Genomic DNA, 21,802 nt, shown 5'->3' with positions numbered 1-21,802 from the left:
CGATTAGTGGGATGTTCTGACATGAGATGAGAAGCGCCGCCCATCCGGCCAGCGCGTCCGCATCAGGCGCCGCGTTCTTGGAGCGGAATCGCTCAGAACGGGATATCGTCGTCCATGTCGCTGTTGCGGCCACCGCCGCCGGCGGCAACAGGGCGCCGCGGCGCGCTGCTGACCGGACCGGAGGAGCCGAAATCGCCGCCCGGCTCGTCGCCGAAGCTGCCGCCTCCGCCACCGCCGCTACGACCGTCCAGCATCGTCAACGTCGAGTTGAACCCCTGGAGCACGACTTCGGTCGAGTACTTTTCGACACCGCTCTGGTCGGTCCATTTGCGGGTCTGGAGCGCACCCTCGACGTAAATCTTGGCGCCCTTCTTCAGATACTGTTCGGCGACCTTGCAGAGCCCTTCATTGAAGATCACGACGCGGTGCCACTCGGTCTTTTCCTTGCGCTCGCCAGTCGCCTTGTCGCGCCACGTCTCCGAGGTCGCGACGCTCAGATTGGCGATCGGCCGCCCGTCCTGGGTGCGGCGGATTTCAGGATCCTTGCCGAGATTTCCAACCAGAATGACCTTGTTGACGCTTCCCGCCATCTCCGCTCTCCGCTCCGAATGCCACTGAATTCAAGAAGGCCGGTCCGCTCCCGCGTTCCGCCGTGCCTGTTGAGGCGACCCTATACGCTCGCCGAACACTTGCGGACGACGATCAGGCCGTCACCCCTCCGGTTATCCCCACATATAGCATCGACCTCCGGTTCGTTCCAGATTTGTTCTTGGCGAAGACAGATCTGAAGGCGTGGGATCGATCGGCCACATGTGTTGCGGAAAGGCACACGTCGATTGGAACCTTTGTAGGTTCCCAAAAATGGAAGAAAGAACTTAACATTCAGCAAGTTATGGGTACTCGCACTGCCCCGGTCTTGTTGCATTTGGGAGACGGACTCTGCCGCTCCGTAGAGCTACGGTTGCCTCGGACTTAGTTCATATGGGCCCTCGCGCCTGATCAGCCGCTTCGGGGAAATAAGAAGCGGACGAAACCTGGGGAGACTGGCAATGAATAAGCTTCTTATTTGTGCAATCGGTGCAGTGGCGATGGGCTTGTCGGCTCCCGCAAGCGCGGCGGACATGGCCGCGCGTCCCTACACCAAAGCCCCGCCGCCGGCGGTTGCCGCCATCTACGACTGGAGCGGCTTCTACATCGGCATCAACGGCGGCGGTGGCTCCAGCCACAAGTGCTGGGACTTCGTCACGCCCGCGACCGGCGTTCTCGTCGGCGAAGGCTGTCACAATGCAACAGGGGGCACCGTCGGCGGCCAGATCGGCTATCGCTGGCAGTCCGCCAATTGGGTGTTCGGTCTGGAAGGCCAGGGCAACTGGGCTGACTTCCGGGGCGACAACGTGAGCACCCTCTTCCCTGGTACCGCTTTGGTGACGGGTGATCGCAACCGTTCCCGCATCGACGCTTTCGGTCTCATCACCGGTCAGGTCGGTTACGCCTGGAACAACGTGCTGCTTTACGTGAAGGGCGGCGCCGCCGTCGTCGGTGACAAGTACGACATCTACGCTGCTGCGGGTACGCCCGGCGCGGGCGCGCTGCTGGCTTCGGCCCGGGAGACTCGCTGGGGTGGCACGGTCGGGGCCGGTCTGGAATTCGGCTTCGCCCCGAACTGGTCGCTGGGCTTTGAGTACGACCACATCTTCCTTGGCGATCGCACGATCGGCTTCACAACGCCCGCGGGTGCGGTATTCGGCAGTGACCGGATTCGCCAGGACGTAGACATGGGCCTGGTGCGCTTGAACTATCGCTGGGGCGGTCCGGCCATCGCAAGGTACTGATCGCGCTGGACATATCGCACTTCGAAGGCCGGCCTTGCGCCGGCCTTTTGCTGTGCAGTTCTCCAATATTAATCGGTCAATAACCGTTCCGTTTTCCGACCGTTGTTGCTTTTGAGTGACACAACTTGCGGCTTCACTGGTGTAAGTACGGCATCAGTTGGGCAAGTGAGTCCGATGCCCTCCCTATCGTGGAAGGCACAATCAGAAACTGGGACTGGGATTAGTTGAAAATGAAAAAGGTTTTGTTGGCTTCGGCCTGTTTGTTCGCTCTCGCCGCCCCGGCTTCGGCCGCTGATCTCGCGGCGCGCCCCTACACCAAGGCCCCGGTGGCCATGGCTTCGGTCTACAACTGGACCGGCTTCTACCTCGGTATCGTCGGTGGCGGCGCTTGGGAAAATTCCTCGACCGACCCGAAGATGAAGGGCGGCTTCGTCGGCGGTACTGCCGGCTACAACTGGCAGACCGGCAATGTCGTGCTCGGCGTCGAGGCCGATGGTTCCTGGGCTGATGTCAGCGCGTCGGTCACCGGCCCCGTTGCCGTCCCCGGCTTCGGCCTCGTCAGCACCACCCTCAGCTCCAAAACCGATGCGATGGGAACCGTGCGCGGCCGCATCGGCTACGCCGTCAACAACGTCCTGTTTTACGGCACCGGTGGTTACGCCTGGATCGACAACAAGCTCAGCGTCAGCGCGCTCGGCGTGACCGTTTCCGACAGCAAGTGGCACTCCGGCTGGACCGTCGGTGCGGGCGTCGAAGCGTTCTTCGCTCCGCAGTGGTCGGTCAAGGGCGAGTACCTCTTTCGCAGCCTCGGCGGCGAGACCTACTTCTCGGGCGCCCTGCCCTCCGGCACGCTCGAGTTTCACACCGTGCAGGTCGGCGTGAACTATCACTTCGGGGGCCCGGTGGTCGCCAAGTACTGAGTTCAGTACTTAGCCCCAACGCCATCCGCGTTACGAAAGGCCGGCCTTGTGCCGGCCTTTTTGTTTTGTCGGGCACGTTGCCGCGCAGTTCCACCCTGCTCCTGCCAGATGCCGCCAGTGCGCCAACAATCCGTTGACGATTCGCAAGTCCCACTGGAAATCCGTCTCCGTTCTTCCTACGTTCGCTGACAACCCCATCGGCGCCGATCCCGGTTCCGGGCGAAGCGCGCCTTTTTTGTTGGCGCGATCGCGCGCCTTTGGGATTCCTTGAGGGCAACCCGGATGGATGAAGTGATCAAGGCGAAGCGCCAACAGCAGAACGTGGGATCAAACCTGCGCGCAATTACCATCCGTGGCGCGCGCGAGCACAATCTCAAGAACGTCGATGTCGAGATTCCCCGCGACAAGCTGGTGGTGTTCACGGGGCTGTCGGGCTCCGGCAAATCCTCGCTCGCGTTCGACACCATCTACGCCGAAGGCCAGCGCCGCTACGTCGAATCGCTGTCTGCCTACGCCCGCCAGTTCCTGGAGATGATGCAGAAGCCCGACGTCGACCAGATCGACGGCCTGTCGCCGGCGATCTCGATCGAGCAGAAGACGACGTCGAAGAACCCGCGCTCCACCGTCGGCACGGTGACCGAAATCTACGACTACATGCGCCTGCTGTGGGCGCGCGTCGGCGTGCCCTATTCGCCCGCCACCGGCCTGCCGATCGAGAGCCAGATCGTCTCGCAGATGGTCGATCGCGTGCTGGCGCTGCCCGAGGGCTCGCGCCTCTATCTGCTCGCGCCGGTCGTGCGCGGCCGCAAGGGCGAGTACCGCAAAGAGCTTGCCGAATGGCTCAAGAAGGGCTTTCAGCGCGTCAAGATCGACGGCGCCTTCCACGAGCTCGCCGAAGCCCCTGTTCTCGACAAGAAATTCCCGCACGACATCGACGTCGTCGTCGATCGCATCGTGGTGCGCCCCGACATCGGCCAGCGCCTCGCCGAAAGTTTCGAGACCGCGCTGAAACTTGCCGAGGGCCTCGCCGTCATCGAATTCGCGGATGCGCCGGCTGCGGCAGCACCCGCGGAAGAGAAGAAGAAGACCGCAAAGATCCACGACAAGAGCGGACCCGAGCGCATGCTGTTCTCGGAAAAGTTCGCCTGCCCGGTGTCCGGCTTCACCATCCCCGAGATCGAGCCCCGGCTGTTCTCGTTCAACAACCCCTATGGCGCCTGTCCCGCGTGCGGCGGCCTCGGCGTCGAGCAGCATGTCGACGAAGACCTCGTCATTCCCGACAAGGAGCTCGCCATTGGCAAGGGCGCGATCGCGCCCTGGGCCAAGTCTTCGTCGCCCTATTACATTCAGACGCTGACTGCGCTCGGCAAGCACTACAAGTTCACGCTGACCACCAAATGGAAGGATCTGCCCAAGAAGACGCAGAACGCGATCCTCCATGGCTCCGGCGAGGACGAGATCAAGTTCTCCTACGAGGACGGCGTCCGCTCCTACGACACCAAGAAGCCGTTCGAGGGCGTCATCACCAACATCAACCGCCGCTATCGCGAGACCGAGAGCGAGTGGGCGCGCGAGGAGCTGGCGAAGTATTTCCACGACGTACCCTGCGAGGCGTGCCACGGTTTTCGGCTCAAGCCCGAGGCGCTCTGCGTCAAGATCGGCGGCAAGCATATCGGCGACATCTCCGAGATGTCGGTGAAGGGCGCCGGCGCGTGGTTCGAGACCGTGCCGGAGGCGCTGAACACTCAGCAGAACGAGATCGCCGGCCGCATCCTCAAGGAGATCCGCGAGCGCCTTACCTTCCTGCTCGATGTCGGCCTCAACTACCTCACACTCTCCCGCTCCTCCGGCACGCTGTCCGGCGGCGAGAGCCAGCGCATCCGGCTGGCTTCGCAGATCGGCTCGGGCCTGACAGGCGTGCTCTACGTGCTCGACGAGCCCTCGATCGGCTTGCACCAGCGCGACAACGCGCGCCTGCTCGACACGCTCAAGAGACTTCGTGACCTCGGCAACACCGTGATCGTGGTCGAGCACGACGAGGACGCGATCCTGCTCGCCGACCACGTGCTCGACATCGGCCCCGGCGCCGGCATGCATGGCGGCAACATCATCGCCGAAGGCACGCCCGCCGAGATCATGCGCAACCCCAACTCGCTGACGGGCAAATATCTCACCGGCGAGCTCGAGGTCGAGGTGCCCGAGCGGCGCCCGCCGAACCATCGCCGCACCATCAAGGTGGTCAACGCGCGCGGCAATAACCTCAAGAACGTTACGGCCGAAATTCCGCTCGGCCTGTTCACCTGCGTCACCGGCGTCTCCGGCGGCGGCAAGTCGACGCTGCTGATCGACACGCTCTACAAGGCGATCGCCCGCAAGCTGAACAATGCCAGCGAAGGCGCCGCGCCGCACGACCGCATCGAGGGCCTCGAGCACATCGACAAGATCATCGACATCGACCAGTCGCCGATCGGTCGCACGCCGCGCTCCAACCCCGCGACCTATACCGGTGCCTTCACGCCGATCCGCGAATGGTTCGCCGGCCTGCCCGAGTCGAAAGCGCGCGGCTACGAGCCCGGCCGGTTCTCCTTCAACGTCAAGGGCGGCCGCTGCGAGGCCTGCCAGGGCGACGGCGTCATCAAGATCGAGATGCACTTCTTGCCCGACGTCTACGTCACCTGCGACGTCTGCAAGGGCAAGCGCTACAACCGCGAGACGCTGGAGGTCCTATTCAAGGGCAAGAGCATCGCCGACGTGCTCGACATGACCGTCGAGGAAGCGGCCGAGTTCTTCAAGGCGGTCCCACGTGTACGCGAGACGTTCCAGACGCTGCATCGCGTCGGCCTCGACTACATCCATGTCGGCCAGCAGGCCACGACGCTCTCGGGCGGCGAAGCCCAGCGCGTCAAGCTCGCAAAAGAGCTGTCAAAGCGCGCCACCGGCCGCACGCTCTACATCCTGGACGAGCCGACCACCGGGTTGCATTTCCACGACGTCAAGAAGCTGTTGGAGGTGCTGCACGAGCTGGTCGCGCAGGGCAACACGGTCGTCGTCATCGAGCACAATCTCGAAGTGATCAAGACCGCCGACTGGGTCATCGACCTCGGCCCCGAAGGCGGCGATGGCGGCGGCGAGATCGTCGCCTGGGGCCCGCCAGAGGACATCGCAAAAGCGCCGCGGAGCTATACGGGGAAGTTCCTGGCGCCGGTGCTGGCGAAGGCTCGGAAGCCGAAGCGGAGACGCGCGGCGAGCGAGGCGGCCGAGTAGGTTACGCCGCGGGAGCGGCCGACACATTGTCTGAGGGAGACTGAGTTTGCCTGCCGGACTTGTGCAAACCTATCGTGCGTTCGCCCACAATAATGCTTGGGCAAACCACCGGCTGCTCACCGCTTGCGCGGCGCTGTCTCAGGCCGACTTCGAAGCCGAGCGGACCGGCTTCTTTCCGAGCCTGCAACGCACGCTGAACCACATCCATGTCATCGACCTCTTCTATGTCGATGCACTGGAGGGCGGATGGTTGGGACCGGCAGCTTGGAAGAACGACGTGCCGCACCTTTCCCTTGCTGCGCTGAAGCCTGCGCAAGCCGCGATCGACAAGCGCTTGATCGCCATGTGCGATGCACTGACGCCCGAGATTCTCAACGGCATTGTGCGGATCAACCGCGACACGCGGGTCCAGGCCGAACGCCGCGACCGACTGCTCATGCATCTGCTCCAGCATCAAATTCATCACCGCGGACAAGCGCACGCCATGCTGTCCGAAACGAGCGTCGCGCCGCCTCAGCTTGACGAGTTCTTCGCCGAGGGAGAGGCGCCGCTCAGGGCCACCGAATTCGACCAACTCGGATGGACCGAGGAAACCGTGTGGAAAGCCTAGCGGTGTAGCTTCGTCTCCATGCCCTACTCCCTCGCCATCTTTGATCTCGACGGCACGCTGACCGACAGCTTTCCGTGGTTCCTGCGCACCATCAACGACGTCGCCGATCGCTTCGGCTTCCGCCGCGTCGCGGACGAGGATATCGAGGGGCTGCGGCATGCTTCTTCGCGGGAGATTCTGAGCCGGCTCGAGGTGCCGCTGTGGAAGCTGCCGGCGATCGCGCGGCATGCGCGGCGACTGAAGGCGGAGGCTGCAGCGGAGATTTCGCTGTTTGCGGGGGTCGAGACAATGCTGCGGACGCTGGCGGAGGGTGGCGTGCAGCTCGCGATGGTGACGTCGGACAGCGAAGCCAATGCGCGCGAGAAGCTCGGCGATTGCGCGACGCTGTTCGCCCATTTCGATTGCGCGGCCTCGCTTTTCGGCAAGCCCGCGAAGTTCCGACGGGTCATCCGCCGCGCCGGCGTGGAGCCGGGCAAGGTCATCTCGATCGGCGACGAAGTGCGCGACATCGAGGCGGCGCGGACAGTGGGAATTGCCTGCGGAGCGGTGGGCTGGGGTTATGCGGCGCCGGCGGCGCTGCGGGCGATGGCGCCGGATCACATGTTTGATCAGATGGATGAGATTGTATGGACGCTGTGCCCCGGTGCCGTAGCCCGGATGAGCGAAGCGATATCCGGGAACGCCGGTGGATGAGGAGAGCCCCGTCCCGCATGTCGCTCCGCTCACGCGGGCTACACGCCCCTACTCCGTCCTGCGCAAGAATGCCCCAAACGCGCGCGGGCCGTCGCCGGTCTTGACCTCGCCGATCAGCTTCAGCTCGACCGCATCGATGATATCGAGCGTGTTGCTTTCCCAGCAGGCGACGATAATGCGCTTGCCGTCGGCAGTCGCGGCAATGCCTTCGGGATAATCGCCGACATTGATGCGCTTGAGCGGCTTCAAGGTCACCAGATCGAACACGCTGACAGTGCCGCCATACTGATCGGTGACGAAGCCGCGGCCCTGCGCCAGCGCCACCGCATAAGGGCGCATCCCGACCTGCACGCGGCCGGTCTCAGCCCCAGTGGCGATGTCGATCACGGAGACGTCGTTGGAGCCGACATTGGCGGTGTAGGCGCGCTTGCCCTCGGCATCGATGGTGACGCCGAACGGACGGGTGCCGACCTTGATGGTCGTCGTGCGCTGGCGCGTCGCGGTGTCGACCACCGACACACTGTCGTCGTCGCGGTCGGCCGAGAGCAGCAGCTTGCCATCCGGCGTTACCGCGAGCCCCGATGGCGAGGCGCCGACCGCAATGCTGGCCGTGACGCTGCGCGAGGCCGCGTCGATCACCCGCACCGCCGCCGCATACCAGTCCGCGACATAGACGGTGCGGCCATCCGGCGCGACGGCAATGCCGAGCGGCCCGCCGCCGACCTCGATCCGCGCCGCAACCTGCCGCGTTGCTGCGTCCACCACCGTCACGGCTTTGGCATCCGGGCTCGTGACATAGGCAAAACGTCCGTCCGCGCTGACGGCGACGCCGGCCGGCTTGCCGCCGATCGGGATGGTCGCGACGCTGCGCGCCGTGGCGAGGTCCACGACCATCAGATCGTCGCTGAGCTGGTTGGTGACGAATGCCTCTTCGGCGAACACATGCGCGATGCCGGCCAGGCAAAAGCTGGCGGCGAGCGCCGCCAGGACCAGCGCCCGCACCGTCAGCTTCCGCTCTCGATCTTCTTCTTGAGTGCCTCGAGGCCCGCCTGGTACAGCCCCTTCACCGACTTGACCGCGGCCTCGTCACTCAGCTCCGGCGGCGGCTCGTTGTTGGGAAAGCCACGATAGAACGCGCCGGCCCATTCCAGCGTCGAGCCCTTGCCGTCAGCGCTCGGCGTCACCGTCAATGTCGAGGAATAATTGGTGACCGGCAGCACCTTCACGTCCACATTGGTGATCCGGTAGGAATAGCTCATCGCGGCGGCGTCAAACTTGTAGAGCTCCTCGTCGACGGTCGCGCCTCCCGTCAGCGTCAGCTTCCGCGTCGCGCCGATCTCGTTGCCCTTCTCGCCCTCGGTCTTGGTGACAGGTGGCAGCCAGCTCATGTCCTGGAAATTGCCCATTGCGGCCCACACCTTGGCCGGGGCGGCGTTGATCTCGATGGATTCGCGCACCTTCTGACGGGTCGGCCCGTGGGCCCAGGCCGATGTCGAAACCGGGCTAAACGCCGCCGTCAAAGCCACCGCGCCCGCGGCAATCAGCACCGCGGCCAGGACCGTGCGCCGTCCAATCGTCACCCTCATCTCGTTTCCTCATACGTGTCGTTGATCATGCGCGACTTGAAGCGCGCTGGAATCATGGTAGCGCATTTTGCGGCCGCGGGGAGACCCGTTCGTGGCCGCGTTGCGGCGGGGCCCGCGCGCCCCACAACCCCTTGCCGCCCCGGCGGGCAAAACACCAATAAGCGGGTCAATCACGGCGCTTAAAAATATTTCTCTTTATCCGCATTTCGGATTATCATATAAAGAGCCAACCCGGCCGAGGGGCGGATCGCGATCGTCACGAACGCGGGATGGGACGTGGTGGACGTGGGCCACACCGGCGCGAAGGCTTCGCAGGGCGGGCAACCGTGAGCGAAAGTGTCGGGCACACGACCGGTGCAGCCTGCGTACGGCAAAATCGTGTGGTCCTGGCGCCCGGGGTCTGTGCGCCAAGTCTTGCGGTGATGCGTGCGGGCCGACCGGGCCGCAGCGTCAGCCATCCGCAAGGCGACGGGGGCAATAGTGCATCGCTCCCCGGGGAGATCACGACATAAGCCGTAAAACCACTGCGCAGGGAAGGCCGTGTGTTGGGCTTCACCTGTATGCCGCTGTGCAGCCTCTTGTAGCGCAACCTTCGCACAGTGGACCGTGGGTGCCAGCCGGCACCCGGCCTTCCCTGCGCCCTCGGCATTTTTGGGGGCTGTGATGACCGCAAAGCTCGGGCGCGATGCGCCGCGAGGAGGCGAAGATGTGTCTACGATTCAGAAGCGAGTTGGCGGAGAACAACGATGCTTCTCGCTCCCTCATTGCGAGCACAGTGAAGCAATCCAGAGTACCTCCGCGGAGAGACTCTGGATTGCTTCGTCGCAGGGCTCCTCGCGATGACGACCGAGACAGTGAGTGCCGATCACGCCGCCCGATCACTCCGCCAGCGTCGCCTCTACGAACCCGCGCGGGTCGTCACAGAACTTCCGCATCACCCGGTAATGATCGGTCTGCTCCACCGTCGTCGGCTCCAGGCCGTATTTCCCGAGCCGGAGCAGCTGTGCGTTGGGATAGGCCATGAGCATCGGCGAATGGGTCGCCATGATGACCTGGCAGATGCGGGAATTCTCCATGCGTCGAAGCAGCTTCAGAAATTCGATCTGGCGCGCCGGCGACAACGCCGATTCAGGCTCGTCGAAGATGAAAATGCCCTGGCGCTGGCAGCGCTCCTCGAAGAAGCGCAGGAATCCTTCGCCTGGGAATGCGACAGGAAATCGGGGCCGACCTGCCCGGCATCACGTGCGGCCTTGTCGAGATATCGCGCCACCGAGAAAAAACTCTCGGCGCGAAAAAACCAGCCATTCGTGATTTTCGGCAGCCAGCTTGCGCGCAGCGCCCTGGAGAGTTGGCCACCCATCTTCTCCCGCGCTTCGGAGTGATCGACCGGCATGTAACCCTTCCCGCCACCGGCGTCGTCGTAGCCGGCGAGCGCTGCGATCCCTTCGAGGATCGTCGACTTCCCGGTGCCATTCTCTCCGACGATGATCGTGATGGCGGCGTCGAAGTTGAGATCGAAATCATCCGGAAAGATGGGCAGGCAAAACGGATAAGCCTCGCGATCGCGAACTTGCGACGGGTCGAGCCAAACCCGTTTCAGGTAAGGCGCCGGCAGGTTGATCGTTCGGCTGCTTCTTCGACTCATGTCCGGTTTCCGATCCATTCCGTCCAATCGGGCCACTAGAACATATCCGGAACGCAACCCTCGCGAAAGCTGCATCTGAGAGACATACAGCAACAAAACCCGACACGCGTGGCGAGGGCAAACTGGAATCTGGGATTGCGGTCCGAAATCGCCTTAGAGAACGCAGCTCTGAGGCAGTCGGCAGGCATAAGGCCCGCGCCCACCTCGCGACCCCGCAATGATTGACGGACGTCCGGGACCGTAAGAGCCGCGAGGAGTGCGCGATGGTATCAACGTATTTCAGTTACAGCTACATCACGCGCAATCTCAAGCAGTCCCTGACGCGGGTCGAACAGCAACAGGACGTAGCGCGAGAGGCCGCCTATTACAAAGCCCACATCGGCAAGGTGAAGTCCGTCGACGACTTCATGAAAGACTATCGCCTTTATCGTTATGCAACGAAGGCGTATGGCCTGGAAGACATGGCCTACGCCAAGGCCTTCATGAAAAAGGTGCTGGAGAGCGACCTCTCCGACGCAAACAGCTTTATCAACAAGCTGGTCGACAAGCGTTACCGTGAGTTCGCCGCCGCGTTTTCCTTCAATGGCAGTGCCACGTCGGTGGCGCAATCGGAGAACCAGACCGACGAGATGATTGGTCTGTACACGGCGACCAGGAAAAGCCAGGTCGATGCACTTGCCGGCGATTCGAATTACTACAGCGCCGAAATCGGTAACATCAGCAGTGCAGACCAGCTCCTGAACAACGACCGTCTTCGCAACTATGTCTATTCGGCGTACGGGATCGATCAAAGCAAGTGGTCGCGTGACACCATAAGCCAGGTCTTGCGCAGCGATCCATCCGATCCCAACAGCTACGTCAACACCACTTTCGCTTCTCAGCTAAGTGGCCTCAACGCCGACCTTGCTCAGGCCCGATCGGATGTCACCGCGGCCAATTCAAGGATCGCCGACTACACCGCCCAACTATCGCAACCGGGCGCGAACGTAGCCCAGTTGAACGTCCAGATTCTGGTCGAAAAGCATCATTTGGAGTCATATGCGAGCAGCATTTTCAGCCTTAGCGAGCAGATAGGGACGATTGGCGGGTTCGTCGACCTGGCCGGTGCGTTCGAGTTTTCCTCCGACGGGTCGCTTCCGTCAGGTGTGTCGGCGCAGACTGCTGCAAATGTCACGATCACGAAACAGAAGTTCGACGACAGCAAGTCCGCCGTCTATTCGGCGGCGAGCCCGTTGAACGAAGCTTTTGCAATCAGGCAATTTAGAACTGCCATCCTCAAGATCAATTCAGTCCAGGCGTTCGTATCGACACCGGGCGTGTATGAATTTGCGCTGGGAGCTGTCGGCCTCGAGCCCGTGAACGTCTCGCCGGCGACTGTCAAGGCCGTGCTCGAAAGCGACATCAACGACCCCAAAAGCTACGTCTGTACCCTCAAGGACAATCGATATTTGGAGCTGGCACGCGCCTTCAACTTCGACGCAAAAGGCAATCTGACCACCCCCTTGGTGGCTCAGGACTCGGCTGAAGTCCTCCAGATCGCCAAGGACTACGTCATTGGAGCGGTGAAGAGCGCCAGCACGGCGACTCCCCAGCAGCAGGCCGCAGTTCGGGCACAGGCCACGAAGGATGCGTCGGAATATCAGCAGGCCATCGCCGGCATCGACAGTGTTTCCGATCTTCTCGCAAACAGGCCGATGGTCGATTTCATTCTCTTGGCCAAGGGTCTGGATCCCAGGAAGGTCAGCACCGAATTTCTCAAGAAGATCTTCAGCTCCGACCTGAACGATCCAAAGAGCTTCGCGAACACCGAGAGCGATCCTCGCTTTGCCGAAATCGTGGCGTCGTTCAATTTCGACAGTAAAGGCAACGTCGCGCGTCTTCCGATGATGGGTCCGCAAAAGCGGGATCAGTTTCGGGAAACACAAGCGAACTATGTCGAGCAAAGCCTGGAGCAGCAGCAGGGCGATGCCAATCCCGGCGTGCGCCTTGCGCTCTATTTCCAGCGAAAGGCGGGGGACATCACGTCCGCATACGACATCCTTGCCGACAAGGCTCTTTCGGAGGTGTTCAGGACCACTTTCGATTTGCCTGACTCGATGGCGGCGATGCCGATCGATCAGCAGGCCAAGTTCGTAGACAGATTCATGAAGATCAAGGATCTGTCCGATCCCGCGAAGGTGACAAAGCTGTTGAGCCGTTTCTCCGCCATGTATGACATCAGAAACAGCCAGAGCACCGGCCAGGGTCAATCCCCCCTGCTCAACCTGTTTCAGGGATCCAGTTCGGGGATCAGTGACTCCACATACTTGGCCATCGCCAAGCTACGCACCCGCTGATGATCGCTCGCCGATACTAGCCCAACACCTCGAGCACCAGCTCCATGGTCATCAGCACGGGATTGTCGCCACGAATCAGACGGCCCTCCGCTATGCCGCCAGTGTAGTCGATCAGGGCGACATCGAGTGCGGCTTCGAGGGCGCCGGAGGAGCCGGCCGCAATCGCGCCGCCGGTTACCGCAAGCTCGGTCGCGAAGGGCTCAGTCACGCCGCCATGGGTGAAGCGCGCCCCAATTGTCGAGCCGACACCGCCATGGATCCTCGCGCGCGCGATGCCTTGCGCGCGGCAGAAGTCTTCGAGACAGCCCGCGAAATCCTGATTGGGGCGCAGCCGCAGCGCGAAAGCGCGGCTGGTCGTGCGTGCGCCGGTGCTCGCAGCCGCCACGGGCCCGAACAGCTTGAAATTGGTCTCGGGATCTGGCTCTGCGGCGAACATCGCACCATCGATGCCGAAGGCCTCGACCTCGAACGGCTCGGCGACATCGGTCACGTCCGGCAGCATGTGGCCACCACCGGCGCGGCCATCGGCCTCCGTCCACAGCCCATGGCAATGAAAGAACGGGGCGCCATCGCGCATGCCCAGCGTCATGCTGCCGAGCCTGGTGCGCGTCACGCCGCTTGGCCGGAATGTGTCGCTATAAAACGCGGCGTTCTCGCTGGTCTTCGACAGCGCCGGCATGACATAGCCGAACGGCCCGAGCGCGCCGCGCTCGAAGCTGAGCACGCCGCCGGCGAATCCCTCCGCGGCGAAACCGCGGCGCGCCGCCTCCAGCAGCGGCAGACCTGCTTGAAGCGTGAAGGAGAAAGCGCGTCCCCTCGCCTCCGCCCATTGGATGCGCTCGGCGACCGGCGCGCCGGGCTGCTTGATGCTGCGCATGACCTTCGCTCAGCCCGCCCGTGTCTTGTCGAGATCGAGCAGCCCGCGCGCCTCGAGCTCGTCGCGAACCATCCGTTTGGGAACCTTGCCGTAGCCGGATTTCGGCAAGGCCTCCCAAAAGAAGAACCGCTTCGGCATCTTGTAGCGCGGCACCTTGGGGCTGAGGAATGCCGCCATCTCCGCTTCGCTCACCGGCTTCGCGCCCTCGCGGGCGACGCAGACGGCAACGCCGACCTCGCCCCAGGTCGCATCGGGCACGCCGAGCACCGCGACCTCGCCGACGCAAGGATGGGTCAGAATCTTCTCCTCGATTTCGCGCGGATAGATGTTGGAGCCGCCGGAGATGTACATGTCGGAGGCTCGTCCCGTGATGTAGACGAACCCCTCCTCGTCCATGTGGCCGAGATCGCCAGTGCGGAACCAGCCGTTGCGGAACGCCTTCGCATTGGCTTCGGGATTGTCATAGTAGCCGGCCAGCACCGCGGGGCCGATTACGCAGATCTCGCCGCTCTGGTTGGCGCCGAGTTCACGGCCCTCGTCGTCCTGGATCGAGACCTGCATGCCGGTACGCTCGAAGCCACAGGTGCCGATCTTCGCGTGCGGCCCGTCCTCGGGGTCATGCAGCGCTGCCGGCAGCACGGTGATGTTGCCGGTCACCTCGCCGAGGCCGAAATACTGCACGATCACCTTGCCGAGCTTCCTCAGCGCAGCCTTCTGGTCCTCGCGATACATCGGCGCACCCGCATAGATCACATGGCGCAGCGAGGAATGATCGTATTTGTCGGCGGCGGGATGCTCGACCATCATCTTCAGAATGGTCGGCACCACGAAGAGATTGCTGACGCGATGCGCCTCGATCAGGCGGAACGCCTCGTCAATGTCGAATTTCTCCGTCGGCAGCAGCACGGTGCACACGCCGCGCGCGGTCTGCACCAGCTGATGCACGCCGGCGCCATGCGACAGCGGCGCCACCACCAGCGAGGCATCTGCTTCGGTGACGCCGGGCGTAAGATCGGCGAGATGGTTGGTGACGACAAAACCCATCTGACCGTGGGTGAGCACCGCAGCCTTGGAGCGGCCGGTGGTGCCCGATGTAAAGAAGAACCAGCAGGGATCGTCGTGCTCGACTGCGACGTTCTCGACCACCGTGCCGGCGCGCGACGCGACGGCATCCGCAACCGACGTCTCGGCAAACGGCGCCCGACCGTCGATGCTCCAGGTGAATTCCAGCGCGCCACCGCTTACGGCCGCGGCGTGCTCGGGAAAATCGACATGGCACAGAAACGCCTTCGCGCCGGAGGCCTGCGCGAGATAGGCGACCTCGTCCGGCATCAGGCGGAAATTGGTGGGTACCCAGACCGCGCCAAGCCGGAACGCGGCGAACATCGAGAAGAACATCTCATCGCCGTTCTTGGAATGAACGAGGATGCGGTCGCCCTTCGCGATCCCGCGCGCCGCGAGAGCGGCTACCAGTGCCGAGACCTGCGCATCGATCTCGCGCCAGGTCCAGGATCTGTCGCCCCAGACGAAACCGGGACGCGCCCCATGCCGCCGCGCATTCTGGGTCAGCATGTGAGCGAGATTCATGACGCGGCGGGACATGCGCAGGGGCTGCATCGGGCTTCCTCTTCGGCGGCGGACGGCACGCGAGCCGCCCGCTCATTGCAGCCCATTTATCGCCATCGCCAGGAGCCCTGCAAGGTTGCCGGGCGCAGCGCAGCCCATCCAACCGTTCAGGAAATTTTAAACATGATCGGCGCAACCTCGCTCAGTTCTCGCGTACAGAGTGCCGCATCATGGTCAAAGCGCCCGCCCTCCTCATGTTATCGCTGGCGCTTGCCGGGTGTGCCGTGGGCCCACAAGCGCACCTCGCCTCCGATCCTGCCTTCAAGCCCGCGCGCTATGCCTGGGACGGCGCCGGCGAAAATCCCAATCACCCGCGCGCTGCTTCAGAACCAGTGCGCGCGGCCCGATCCGAGCGCAACAGGTCGCAAGCCGCGCTTCAGCCCTATTCAAAGGAATGGTGGCAGGCGAAGGATGGCATCGAGGAGGAACGGGACGCCATGGTCAACCGTTCCCTCGTCATCTGCCAGGGATGCCTGCGCCCGCAGGCGCAGCCGGAGGATTCCAGGCTCGCCAAGGCGACCGATTGAAGCATCCGGGCGATCAGGCCTAGGAAGAGATCCAACGCCGACGTTGCGAGAAGCGGCGGGGGGCTACAACGCCCCGAGCTTCCATAACGACTCCTGCACCGTCGGCAAGCCCGGCTTCAATTCCAGGCTGAGCGGGACACGCAGTTTCCGGATATCTCCCCTGCGGCAACCACTCTTGCTCGCACCTTGGCAAGGACCGGTTGAGGCGCCTAGATCAGGGGCAAGCAGCATGTCGGAAGGATTTTTGCATGGCGCCGTCGGTACGGGATAACAAGGACAGAAGCCGCTTCGAGCTCGATGTCGGCAGCGAAATCGCCTTCGCCAATTACCGGCTGACGCCGTCGGCGGTGATCATCACCCGCACCGAGACGCCGCGCGCGCTGCGCGGCCGCGGCATCGGCTCCGAGCTGGTCAAGGGCGCGCTGGAATTGATCCGGCGCGACGGCAGGAAGGTGATTGCCGGTTGCGGTTTCGTCGTCGATTATCTCGACAGGCATCCGGAAGATGCGGATCTCGTCGCCTGAATGCAAAAGGGCCCGCGCGATCGCGGGCCCTTGGATTGCGACCGGGCGATCGGTCAGTGCTTGATCTCCGGCGGCAGCTTGCCGCCATTGGCGGCGAGCTTGGACATCACCTGCTTGTGCAGCCAGACGTTCATGGTCGCGGAATCGTTAGTGTCGCCGCTGTAGCCGAGCTCCTTGGCGAGGTCCTTGCGCGCAGCGAGGCTGGAATCGATGTCGAGCGCCTTCATCAGATCGACGATCGAGGTGCGCCATTCCAGCTTTTCGCCCTTGTGCGCAGCGGCCGCCGCGTCGACGATCGAGGCAACGTCCACCGTCGCCGCGGATCCGCTCGGCGCGGCCCCTGCGGGCGCGCTGCCCGACGGTGCGCTGCCTGCGGGCGCGGCGGAAGCTGGCTGGCTACCGAAGATCGCGCCCATAATTTTCCCGAAAATGCTCATGTCTGCTCCCCGAAAAGGACCCGCTGGAAGGGCCTTGAGTGGCACTTATAGACCAAGTTGCGTCGTTGCGCCCGCCAAAGTTCCGCGAACAAGCACGCAGCATCAGCTTATCTGCGGCGAAATAACGACCGAATGACACTGTAGAGATTGCACCGCGGCATCGAATCTCACCCAAGCGTGAGGGACAGGACTCGCAAATGGGCGTACGGTTGACGTTCAGTTCGCGATGCCATCCGGAATTCGCGTCTGGTTGGGGATCGCGAAACTCAGAATAGCGGCCGCTTGCGCCGTTGCTGGCGCCAGATGCGGCCGCATGGCAAGGGAGCTAGCGACCATGGCCACACTCTACCCGGGCAATGTCCCGTCCATGGCCCAGACCGCCGAAGCGGCTGGACCGGTGATCCGAACCATCCAACTCTCCGATCTGCAGGATGCGCTCAAGCGCGGCTGGGACGATTTCAAGGCGGTGCCGAGCCACGCCATCATCCTCTGCGTGATCTATCCTGTGCTGGGCCTCGTGCTCGCCCGCGTGGTGATGGGCTATTCAGTGTTGCCGTTGTTGTTCCCACTGGCCGCAGGCTTCGCGCTAATCGGCCCGTTCGCCGCTCTCGGTCTCTACGAGCTCTCCAGCCGGCGCGAGCGCCATGAGGAGGCCAGCGCCTGGGATGCCATGGAGGTGCTGCGTTCGCCCTCGTTCGGCGCCATGCTCGGTCTCGGCGCGCTGCTGCTGGCCCTGTTCGTGACCTGGGTTGCGACCGCGCAGGCAATTTATGTCGCCGCTTTCGGCTATGAAGGCGCATCCGGGATCTCGGATTTTCTGACGCGCGTGCTCACGAGCCGGCAAGGCTGGTGGCTGATCGTGGTCGGCTGCGGCACCGGCTTCCTGTTCGCCCTTGCCGCGCTGTGCATCAGCGCCGTGTCGTTCCCGCTGATGCTTGACCGCCATGCCGGCGCGTTCGAGGCCATGGTGACGTCACTGCGCGTCGTCGCGAAGAACCCGGTGCCGATGGCGGCCTGGGGCCTGATCGTGGCCGTCCTGCTGGCGCTGGGCACCATTCCGGCCTTCCTCGGCCTTGCCGTGGTGGTCCCCGTGCTCGGCCATGCCACCTGGCATCTCTACCGCAAGGTGATCGCGGCCGATCCGGGCGCGCGTCCGGTGCCGCCTCCGCCGCATCGTGCACGCAAGCCGGCCGCCGACTTCCCCGCCAACCTCTTCCCCTGGCGCAATCGGACCGACGCCTGACGATATCGTGACATGCGATCCTGCCCCGGTGCGGGCAGGATCGCGCACTGTCATACGCCTTGCTTTGGCCGCGGTTTCCATCGAGATTGCGCGCGCCGTTCAGATCACTTCACGGAATTTATTTGCTCGAATGACCCCGACGATTTCTCGTCTCGCCCTCGCAGCCTTAGCCATCACCGCGTCCATCCTATCCGCTCAGCCAGCGCTCGCCGCTGTTGCCTGCGGTTCAGGCAATTTCGACGCGTGGCTTGCAGACTTCAAAACGGACGCCGCGGCCAAGGGCGTCTCGCAACAGGCCATTTCCGCCGGGCTCGCCGGTGTGACGCTCGATCAGAACGTGCTCAACCGCGACCGCTCGCAGAAGGTCTTCAGCCAGACCTTCGAGGAGTTTTCCGGCCGCATGGTGCCGCCGCGCCTGACGCGCGGCTCCAACATGATGAAGCAATACGGCTCGGTGCTGTCGCGTATCGAGCAGACCTACGGCGTGCCTGGCGAGGTGCTGGTCGCGATCTGGGGTCTCGAGACCGATTTCGGCGTCAATACCGGCAAGTTCGCGACCATCCGCTCACTGGCGACGCTGGCCTATGACTGCCGGCGCTCCGAGCAGTTTCGCGCCGAGCTGTTGGATGCGCTCCGCATTGTCCAGCGCGGCGACCTCGCACCGGCCGACATGAAGGGCGCCTGGGCCGGCGAGCTCGGACAGACCCAGTTCATGCCGTCGTCATGGATGAAATACGCCGTCGATTTCGACGGCAATGGTAAGCGCGATCTCCTGCACAACGCCCCTGACGTGCTCGCCTCCACCGCGAACTATCTTGCCGGTTATGGCTGGCAGAAGGGTAAGGATTGGCAGCCGGGCAGTCCGAATTTCGCGGTGCTGCAGCAGTGGAACAAGAGCGAGGTCTACTCGAAGACCGTCGCCTATTTCGCCACCCAGCTCGCGCGCGCCCCTTAGATGAGATGCTTGCAGGACAAAAGCGTAGGGCCGATCGCTCGGCGACCGGCCCTCTCCTAATGCGTTCCTGAAGTTCCTATTTGCCCATGGTGGCGTGCATCGCTTTGTTCAGATGCGCGCCGCACGCACCCATTTTGCCGTTGAGCAGCGAGTCCTGCGCGGCCGCGATCTCCTTCTGCGCGACGAACTTGCCGTCACCATCGGCCATGTTTTCGATCGCGGTCTCTGTCTTCTCCAGATTGGCCGAGCTGCAGCCGCCGGCGGCGTGCTTGGCGGCCTGGGCCGGCGTGACGGCGAACGCAACGGCGGCAATTGCGATAACCCCGAGTAACTTCGTCATGACGTTACCTTCCTTCTCTTGTTCTTGGGCCAGAGCCAGCGACATTGCCGGAATCTGCGACATCACCTTCCTCCGGGCGCGGCAACTTGACGCAATGAATTCCCCGCGAGAATTGCGTGATGTTGCGCGGCGCGCAGAGCTGCATGCAAAATTTCTGATTTTCATTACACGCTTGTAATCAACGCCACACGTTCAGCGTGTGTGCACTGCGAGCGGGGACGGTTGTGGCTAACCAAGCGGGATAGTCCTGACTCGCCGCCCTTCGTCATGTGGATCCGCTGCAACCAGGCGAACCGCTGGCGAGAGTTGGCAAAAGTGTACGCACGCGCCAAGTAATGAGTATAAGTTCATTAGAATCATGCGATTCTCGCATGTGAGACTTGGTTATAGAAGCTAGTCGATCCGCTTGCGGACAAGAGCAAAGCGACTTATTTCGCTCCGAACGGAACCGACTAGCCCATAGCAAATCCGTGAATTCACGGGACTTCAGACCTGTGCTCCCTGTTCCGCCTACGCTTTGGGCGGGAGTGCTTTCGGGTTAATCGTCCGTTACCAGCGCCATGCATTCAGCGCTTAGCTGCATCGCAGCATCGGAACTTTCGCACTGCACCACTCTCACCTATATTCAATCAACGATGAGGCTCGGGCAAGAGCTGAATCGAACTACAGGAGATTACCAATGCTGCTCTCGCTCATCCGCATGATCCAAGCTTTCCGGGACTATCAGCGCAATGTTGCCGAGCTGTCCCAGCTCAGCGATCGCGAGCTTTCCGATATCGGCCTCGATCGCTCGGACATCCCGCGCGTTGCCGCCGGTCAGTATCAGGGCTGATATCGTTCAGCCCTGAACCGGACGGACCGATAGCGCCCGCCTCGTGCGGGCGTTGTCGCATCCGGAGGCAGAAAACTCGATCTCGGCGATTCCACTGATCGCCGAAAAGCGCTACCTGTCCGCCCCATGACAGGACCCCAATCAAATACCGTGCACGTGATCGGCGCAGGCCTTGCCGGCTCCGAAGCCGCCTGGCAGGTGGCCAAATCCGGCGTGCCCGTGGTGCTGCACGAGATGCGGCCGACCCGCATGACCGAGGCACACCGCACCGATGGGCTTGCCGAGCTCGTCTGCTCCAATTCGTTCCGCTCGGACGATGCCGCCAACAACGCCGTCGGCCTGCTGCATGCCGAGATGCGCCGCCTCGATTCGCTGATCATGCGCGCAGCCGACGCCAACCAGGTACCCGCCGGCGGCGCGCTGGCGGTGGACCGCGACGGCTTCTCGGCGGCCGTCACCAAGGCGCTGAACGATCATCCGCTGATCGAGATCGCCCGCGGTGAGGTCGCAGGCCTGCCGCCGGCCGAGTGGAGCAACGTCATCGTTGCGACCGGCCCCCTCACTTCGGCGCCGCTGGCCGATGCGATCCGCGAGTTGACCGACGAGAACGCCCTCGCCTTCTTCGACGCGATCGCGCCGATCGTGCATCGCGAATCCATCGACATGTCGGTGGCCTGGTTTCAGTCACGCTACGACAAGGTCGGTCCCGGCGGCACCGGCGCCGACTACATCAACTGCCCGATGACAAAGGAGCAGTATGACGGCTTCGTCGCAGCGCTGGTCGCCGGCGAGAAGACCGAGTTCAAGGAATGGGAGACCAACACGCCCTATTTCGACGGCTGTCTGCCAATCGAGGTCATGGCGGAACGCGGCCCCGAGACTCTCCGCCATGGACCGATGAAGCCGGTCGGCCTCACCAATCCGCACGATCCCACCACCAAGGCCTACGCGGTCGTGCAGCTGCGCCAGGACAACAAGCTCGGCACGCTCTACAACATCGTCGGCTTCCAGACGAAACTGAAATACGGCGAGCAGCAGCGCATCTTCCGCACCATTCCGGGGCTGGAGAAGGCCGAATTTGCTCGCCTCGGCGGCCTGCATCGCAACACCTTTCTCAACTCGCCAAAGCTGCTCGACGGCCAATTGCGCCTGCGCGCGCAGCCGCGGCTGCGCTTTGCCGGCCAGATGACGGGCTGCGAGGGCTATGTGGAATCCGCCAGCGTCGGCCTGATTGCCGGTCTCTATGCGGCAGCGGAGGTGCGCGGCGAGACGCTTGCGAGTCCGCCGGTCACGACTGCGCTCGGATCCCTGCTCGGCCACATCACCGGCGGCCATATCGAGACCATCGAGCCCGGCACGCGCTCGTTCCAGCCGATGAACATCAATTTCGGCCTGTTCCCGCCGCTCGCCAGCGCACCGACGAAGAAGCCCGACGGAAGCCGGCTGCGCGGGAACGAGAAGACGGTGGCCAAAAAGCAGGCGATGAGCGCGCTGGCGCTCGCCGATCTCGATCGCTGGATCGCCGATCACCTGCGCATTGCCGCCGCGGCGTGAG

19 protein-coding genes and 1 pseudogene are annotated in these 21,802 nt (G+C 63.3%); 12 read left to right on the top strand and 8 right to left on the bottom strand.

The window, feature by feature from the left end:
• Positions 1 to 92: 92 nt before the first annotated feature.
• Positions 93 to 590: a single-stranded DNA-binding protein gene (locus tag IVA93_RS18260; RefSeq protein ID WP_007590726.1), complete on the bottom strand. Its 498-nt coding sequence runs from the start codon at positions 588 to 590 to the stop codon at positions 93 to 95.
• A 459-nt stretch (positions 591 to 1,049) separates the two neighbouring features.
• Between IVA93_RS18260 and IVA93_RS18255 the strand changes: the two genes are divergently transcribed.
• From IVA93_RS18255 to IVA93_RS18235, 5 genes are all read left to right on the top strand, one after another.
• Positions 1,050 to 1,832, top strand: coding sequence for an outer membrane protein (locus IVA93_RS18255; RefSeq protein WP_026233477.1), 783 nt, complete (start codon positions 1,050 to 1,052; stop codon positions 1,830 to 1,832).
• A 230-nt stretch (positions 1,833 to 2,062) separates the two neighbouring features.
• Positions 2,063 to 2,752, top strand: coding sequence for an outer membrane protein (locus IVA93_RS18250; RefSeq protein ID WP_018457996.1), 690 nt, complete (start codon positions 2,063 to 2,065; stop codon positions 2,750 to 2,752).
• A gap of 282 nt (positions 2,753 to 3,034) precedes the next feature.
• A complete protein-coding gene (uvrA, locus tag IVA93_RS18245; protein WP_018457997.1) occupies positions 3,035 to 6,016 on the top strand; it encodes an excinuclease ABC subunit UvrA in 2,982 nt (993 codons plus the stop codon).
• 46 nt (positions 6,017 to 6,062) lie between these two features.
• Positions 6,063 to 6,626 carry a DinB family protein gene (locus tag IVA93_RS18240; RefSeq protein WP_247391999.1) on the top strand — a complete coding sequence of 188 codons (564 nt, stop codon included), beginning with the start codon at positions 6,063 to 6,065 and terminating at the stop codon, positions 6,624 to 6,626.
• Positions 6,627 to 6,644: 18 nt separating this feature from the next.
• Positions 6,645 to 7,319: an HAD-IA family hydrolase gene (locus IVA93_RS18235; RefSeq protein WP_247370329.1), complete on the top strand. Its 675-nt coding sequence runs from the start codon at positions 6,645 to 6,647 to the stop codon at positions 7,317 to 7,319.
• A 48-nt stretch (positions 7,320 to 7,367) separates the two neighbouring features.
• On the opposite strand, the gene IVA93_RS18230 is transcribed toward IVA93_RS18235, so the two are convergent.
• From IVA93_RS18230 to IVA93_RS18220, 3 genes and pseudogenes are all read right to left on the bottom strand, one after another.
• Positions 7,368 to 8,321: a YVTN family beta-propeller repeat protein gene (locus IVA93_RS18230; RefSeq protein WP_247370327.1), complete on the bottom strand. Its 954-nt coding sequence runs from the start codon at positions 8,319 to 8,321 to the stop codon at positions 7,368 to 7,370.
• Between the two features lie 2 nt (positions 8,322 to 8,323).
• Positions 8,324 to 8,905 carry an SRPBCC family protein gene (locus IVA93_RS18225; RefSeq protein ID WP_247789895.1) on the bottom strand — a complete coding sequence of 194 codons (582 nt, stop codon included), beginning with the start codon at positions 8,903 to 8,905 and terminating at the stop codon, positions 8,324 to 8,326.
• A gap of 878 nt (positions 8,906 to 9,783) precedes the next feature.
• Positions 9,784 to 10,550, bottom strand: a pseudogene (locus tag IVA93_RS18220) (AAA family ATPase).
• Between the two features lie 263 nt (positions 10,551 to 10,813).
• Between IVA93_RS18220 and IVA93_RS18215 the strand changes: the two are divergent.
• Positions 10,814 to 12,886: a DUF1217 domain-containing protein gene (locus IVA93_RS18215; protein ID WP_247370324.1), complete on the top strand. Its 2,073-nt coding sequence runs from the start codon at positions 10,814 to 10,816 to the stop codon at positions 12,884 to 12,886.
• 16 nt (positions 12,887 to 12,902) lie between these two features.
• On the opposite strand, the gene IVA93_RS18210 is transcribed toward IVA93_RS18215, so the two are convergent.
• Both IVA93_RS18210 and IVA93_RS18205 read right to left on the bottom strand, forming a co-directional pair.
• A complete protein-coding gene (locus tag IVA93_RS18210) occupies positions 12,903 to 13,763 on the bottom strand; it encodes a PCC domain-containing protein (protein ID WP_085353176.1) in 861 nt (286 codons plus the stop codon).
• 9 nt (positions 13,764 to 13,772) lie between these two features.
• Positions 13,773 to 15,380: an acyl-CoA synthetase gene (locus IVA93_RS18205; RefSeq protein WP_085353178.1), complete on the bottom strand. Its 1,608-nt coding sequence runs from the start codon at positions 15,378 to 15,380 to the stop codon at positions 13,773 to 13,775.
• A gap of 179 nt (positions 15,381 to 15,559) precedes the next feature.
• On the opposite strand from IVA93_RS18205, the gene IVA93_RS18200 reads away from it, so the two are divergent.
• Both IVA93_RS18200 and IVA93_RS18195 read left to right on the top strand, forming a co-directional pair.
• Positions 15,560 to 15,916, top strand: coding sequence for a hypothetical protein (locus IVA93_RS18200; RefSeq protein WP_018458005.1), 357 nt, complete (start codon positions 15,560 to 15,562; stop codon positions 15,914 to 15,916).
• A gap of 248 nt (positions 15,917 to 16,164) precedes the next feature.
• The gene (locus IVA93_RS18195) at positions 16,165 to 16,440 is read left to right on the top strand and encodes a GNAT family N-acetyltransferase (protein WP_247370322.1); all 276 of its coding nucleotides are present in this window, start codon (positions 16,165 to 16,167) and stop codon (positions 16,438 to 16,440) included.
• Between the two features lie 53 nt (positions 16,441 to 16,493).
• Here IVA93_RS18195 and IVA93_RS18190 read toward each other — a convergent pair whose 3' ends face one another.
• Positions 16,494 to 16,877 carry a DUF3597 domain-containing protein gene (locus IVA93_RS18190; protein ID WP_085384623.1) on the bottom strand — a complete coding sequence of 128 codons (384 nt, stop codon included), beginning with the start codon at positions 16,875 to 16,877 and terminating at the stop codon, positions 16,494 to 16,496.
• A 334-nt stretch (positions 16,878 to 17,211) separates the two neighbouring features.
• Here IVA93_RS18190 and IVA93_RS18185 point away from each other — a divergent pair, with 334 nt between their 5' ends.
• Together IVA93_RS18185 and IVA93_RS18180 are read left to right on the top strand one after the other, a co-directional pair.
• Entirely contained in the window at positions 17,212 to 18,120 is a 909-nt protein-coding gene (locus IVA93_RS18185) for a DUF2189 domain-containing protein (RefSeq protein WP_026233481.1), read from the top strand.
• Positions 18,121 to 18,250: 130 nt separating this feature from the next.
• Positions 18,251 to 19,075: a lytic murein transglycosylase gene (locus IVA93_RS18180; protein ID WP_018458009.1), complete on the top strand. Its 825-nt coding sequence runs from the start codon at positions 18,251 to 18,253 to the stop codon at positions 19,073 to 19,075.
• 76 nt (positions 19,076 to 19,151) lie between these two features.
• On the opposite strand, the gene IVA93_RS18175 is transcribed toward IVA93_RS18180, so the two are convergent.
• Positions 19,152 to 19,478, bottom strand: a complete 327-nt coding sequence (locus tag IVA93_RS18175; RefSeq protein WP_018458010.1) for a hypothetical protein — start codon at positions 19,476 to 19,478, stop codon at positions 19,152 to 19,154.
• Between the two features lie 616 nt (positions 19,479 to 20,094).
• Between IVA93_RS18175 and IVA93_RS18170 the strand changes: the two genes are divergently transcribed.
• On the top strand, positions 20,095 to 20,247 hold the full coding sequence (locus tag IVA93_RS18170) for a DUF1127 domain-containing protein (protein WP_018458011.1): 153 nt from the start codon (positions 20,095 to 20,097) through the stop codon (positions 20,245 to 20,247).
• A 126-nt stretch (positions 20,248 to 20,373) separates the two neighbouring features.
• Positions 20,374 to 21,801: a methylenetetrahydrofolate--tRNA-(uracil(54)-C(5))-methyltransferase (FADH(2)-oxidizing) TrmFO gene (trmFO, locus tag IVA93_RS18165; RefSeq protein ID WP_247370320.1), complete on the top strand. Its 1,428-nt coding sequence runs from the start codon at positions 20,374 to 20,376 to the stop codon at positions 21,799 to 21,801.
• Position 21,802 lies beyond the last annotated feature (1 nt).

The sequence above is a fragment of the Bradyrhizobium sp. 155 genome (genome assembly GCF_023101105.1).
Classification (GTDB): domain Bacteria; phylum Pseudomonadota; class Alphaproteobacteria; order Rhizobiales; family Xanthobacteraceae; genus Bradyrhizobium; species Bradyrhizobium canariense_D.
This window is presented reverse-complemented; position numbering and strand designations above follow the sequence as displayed.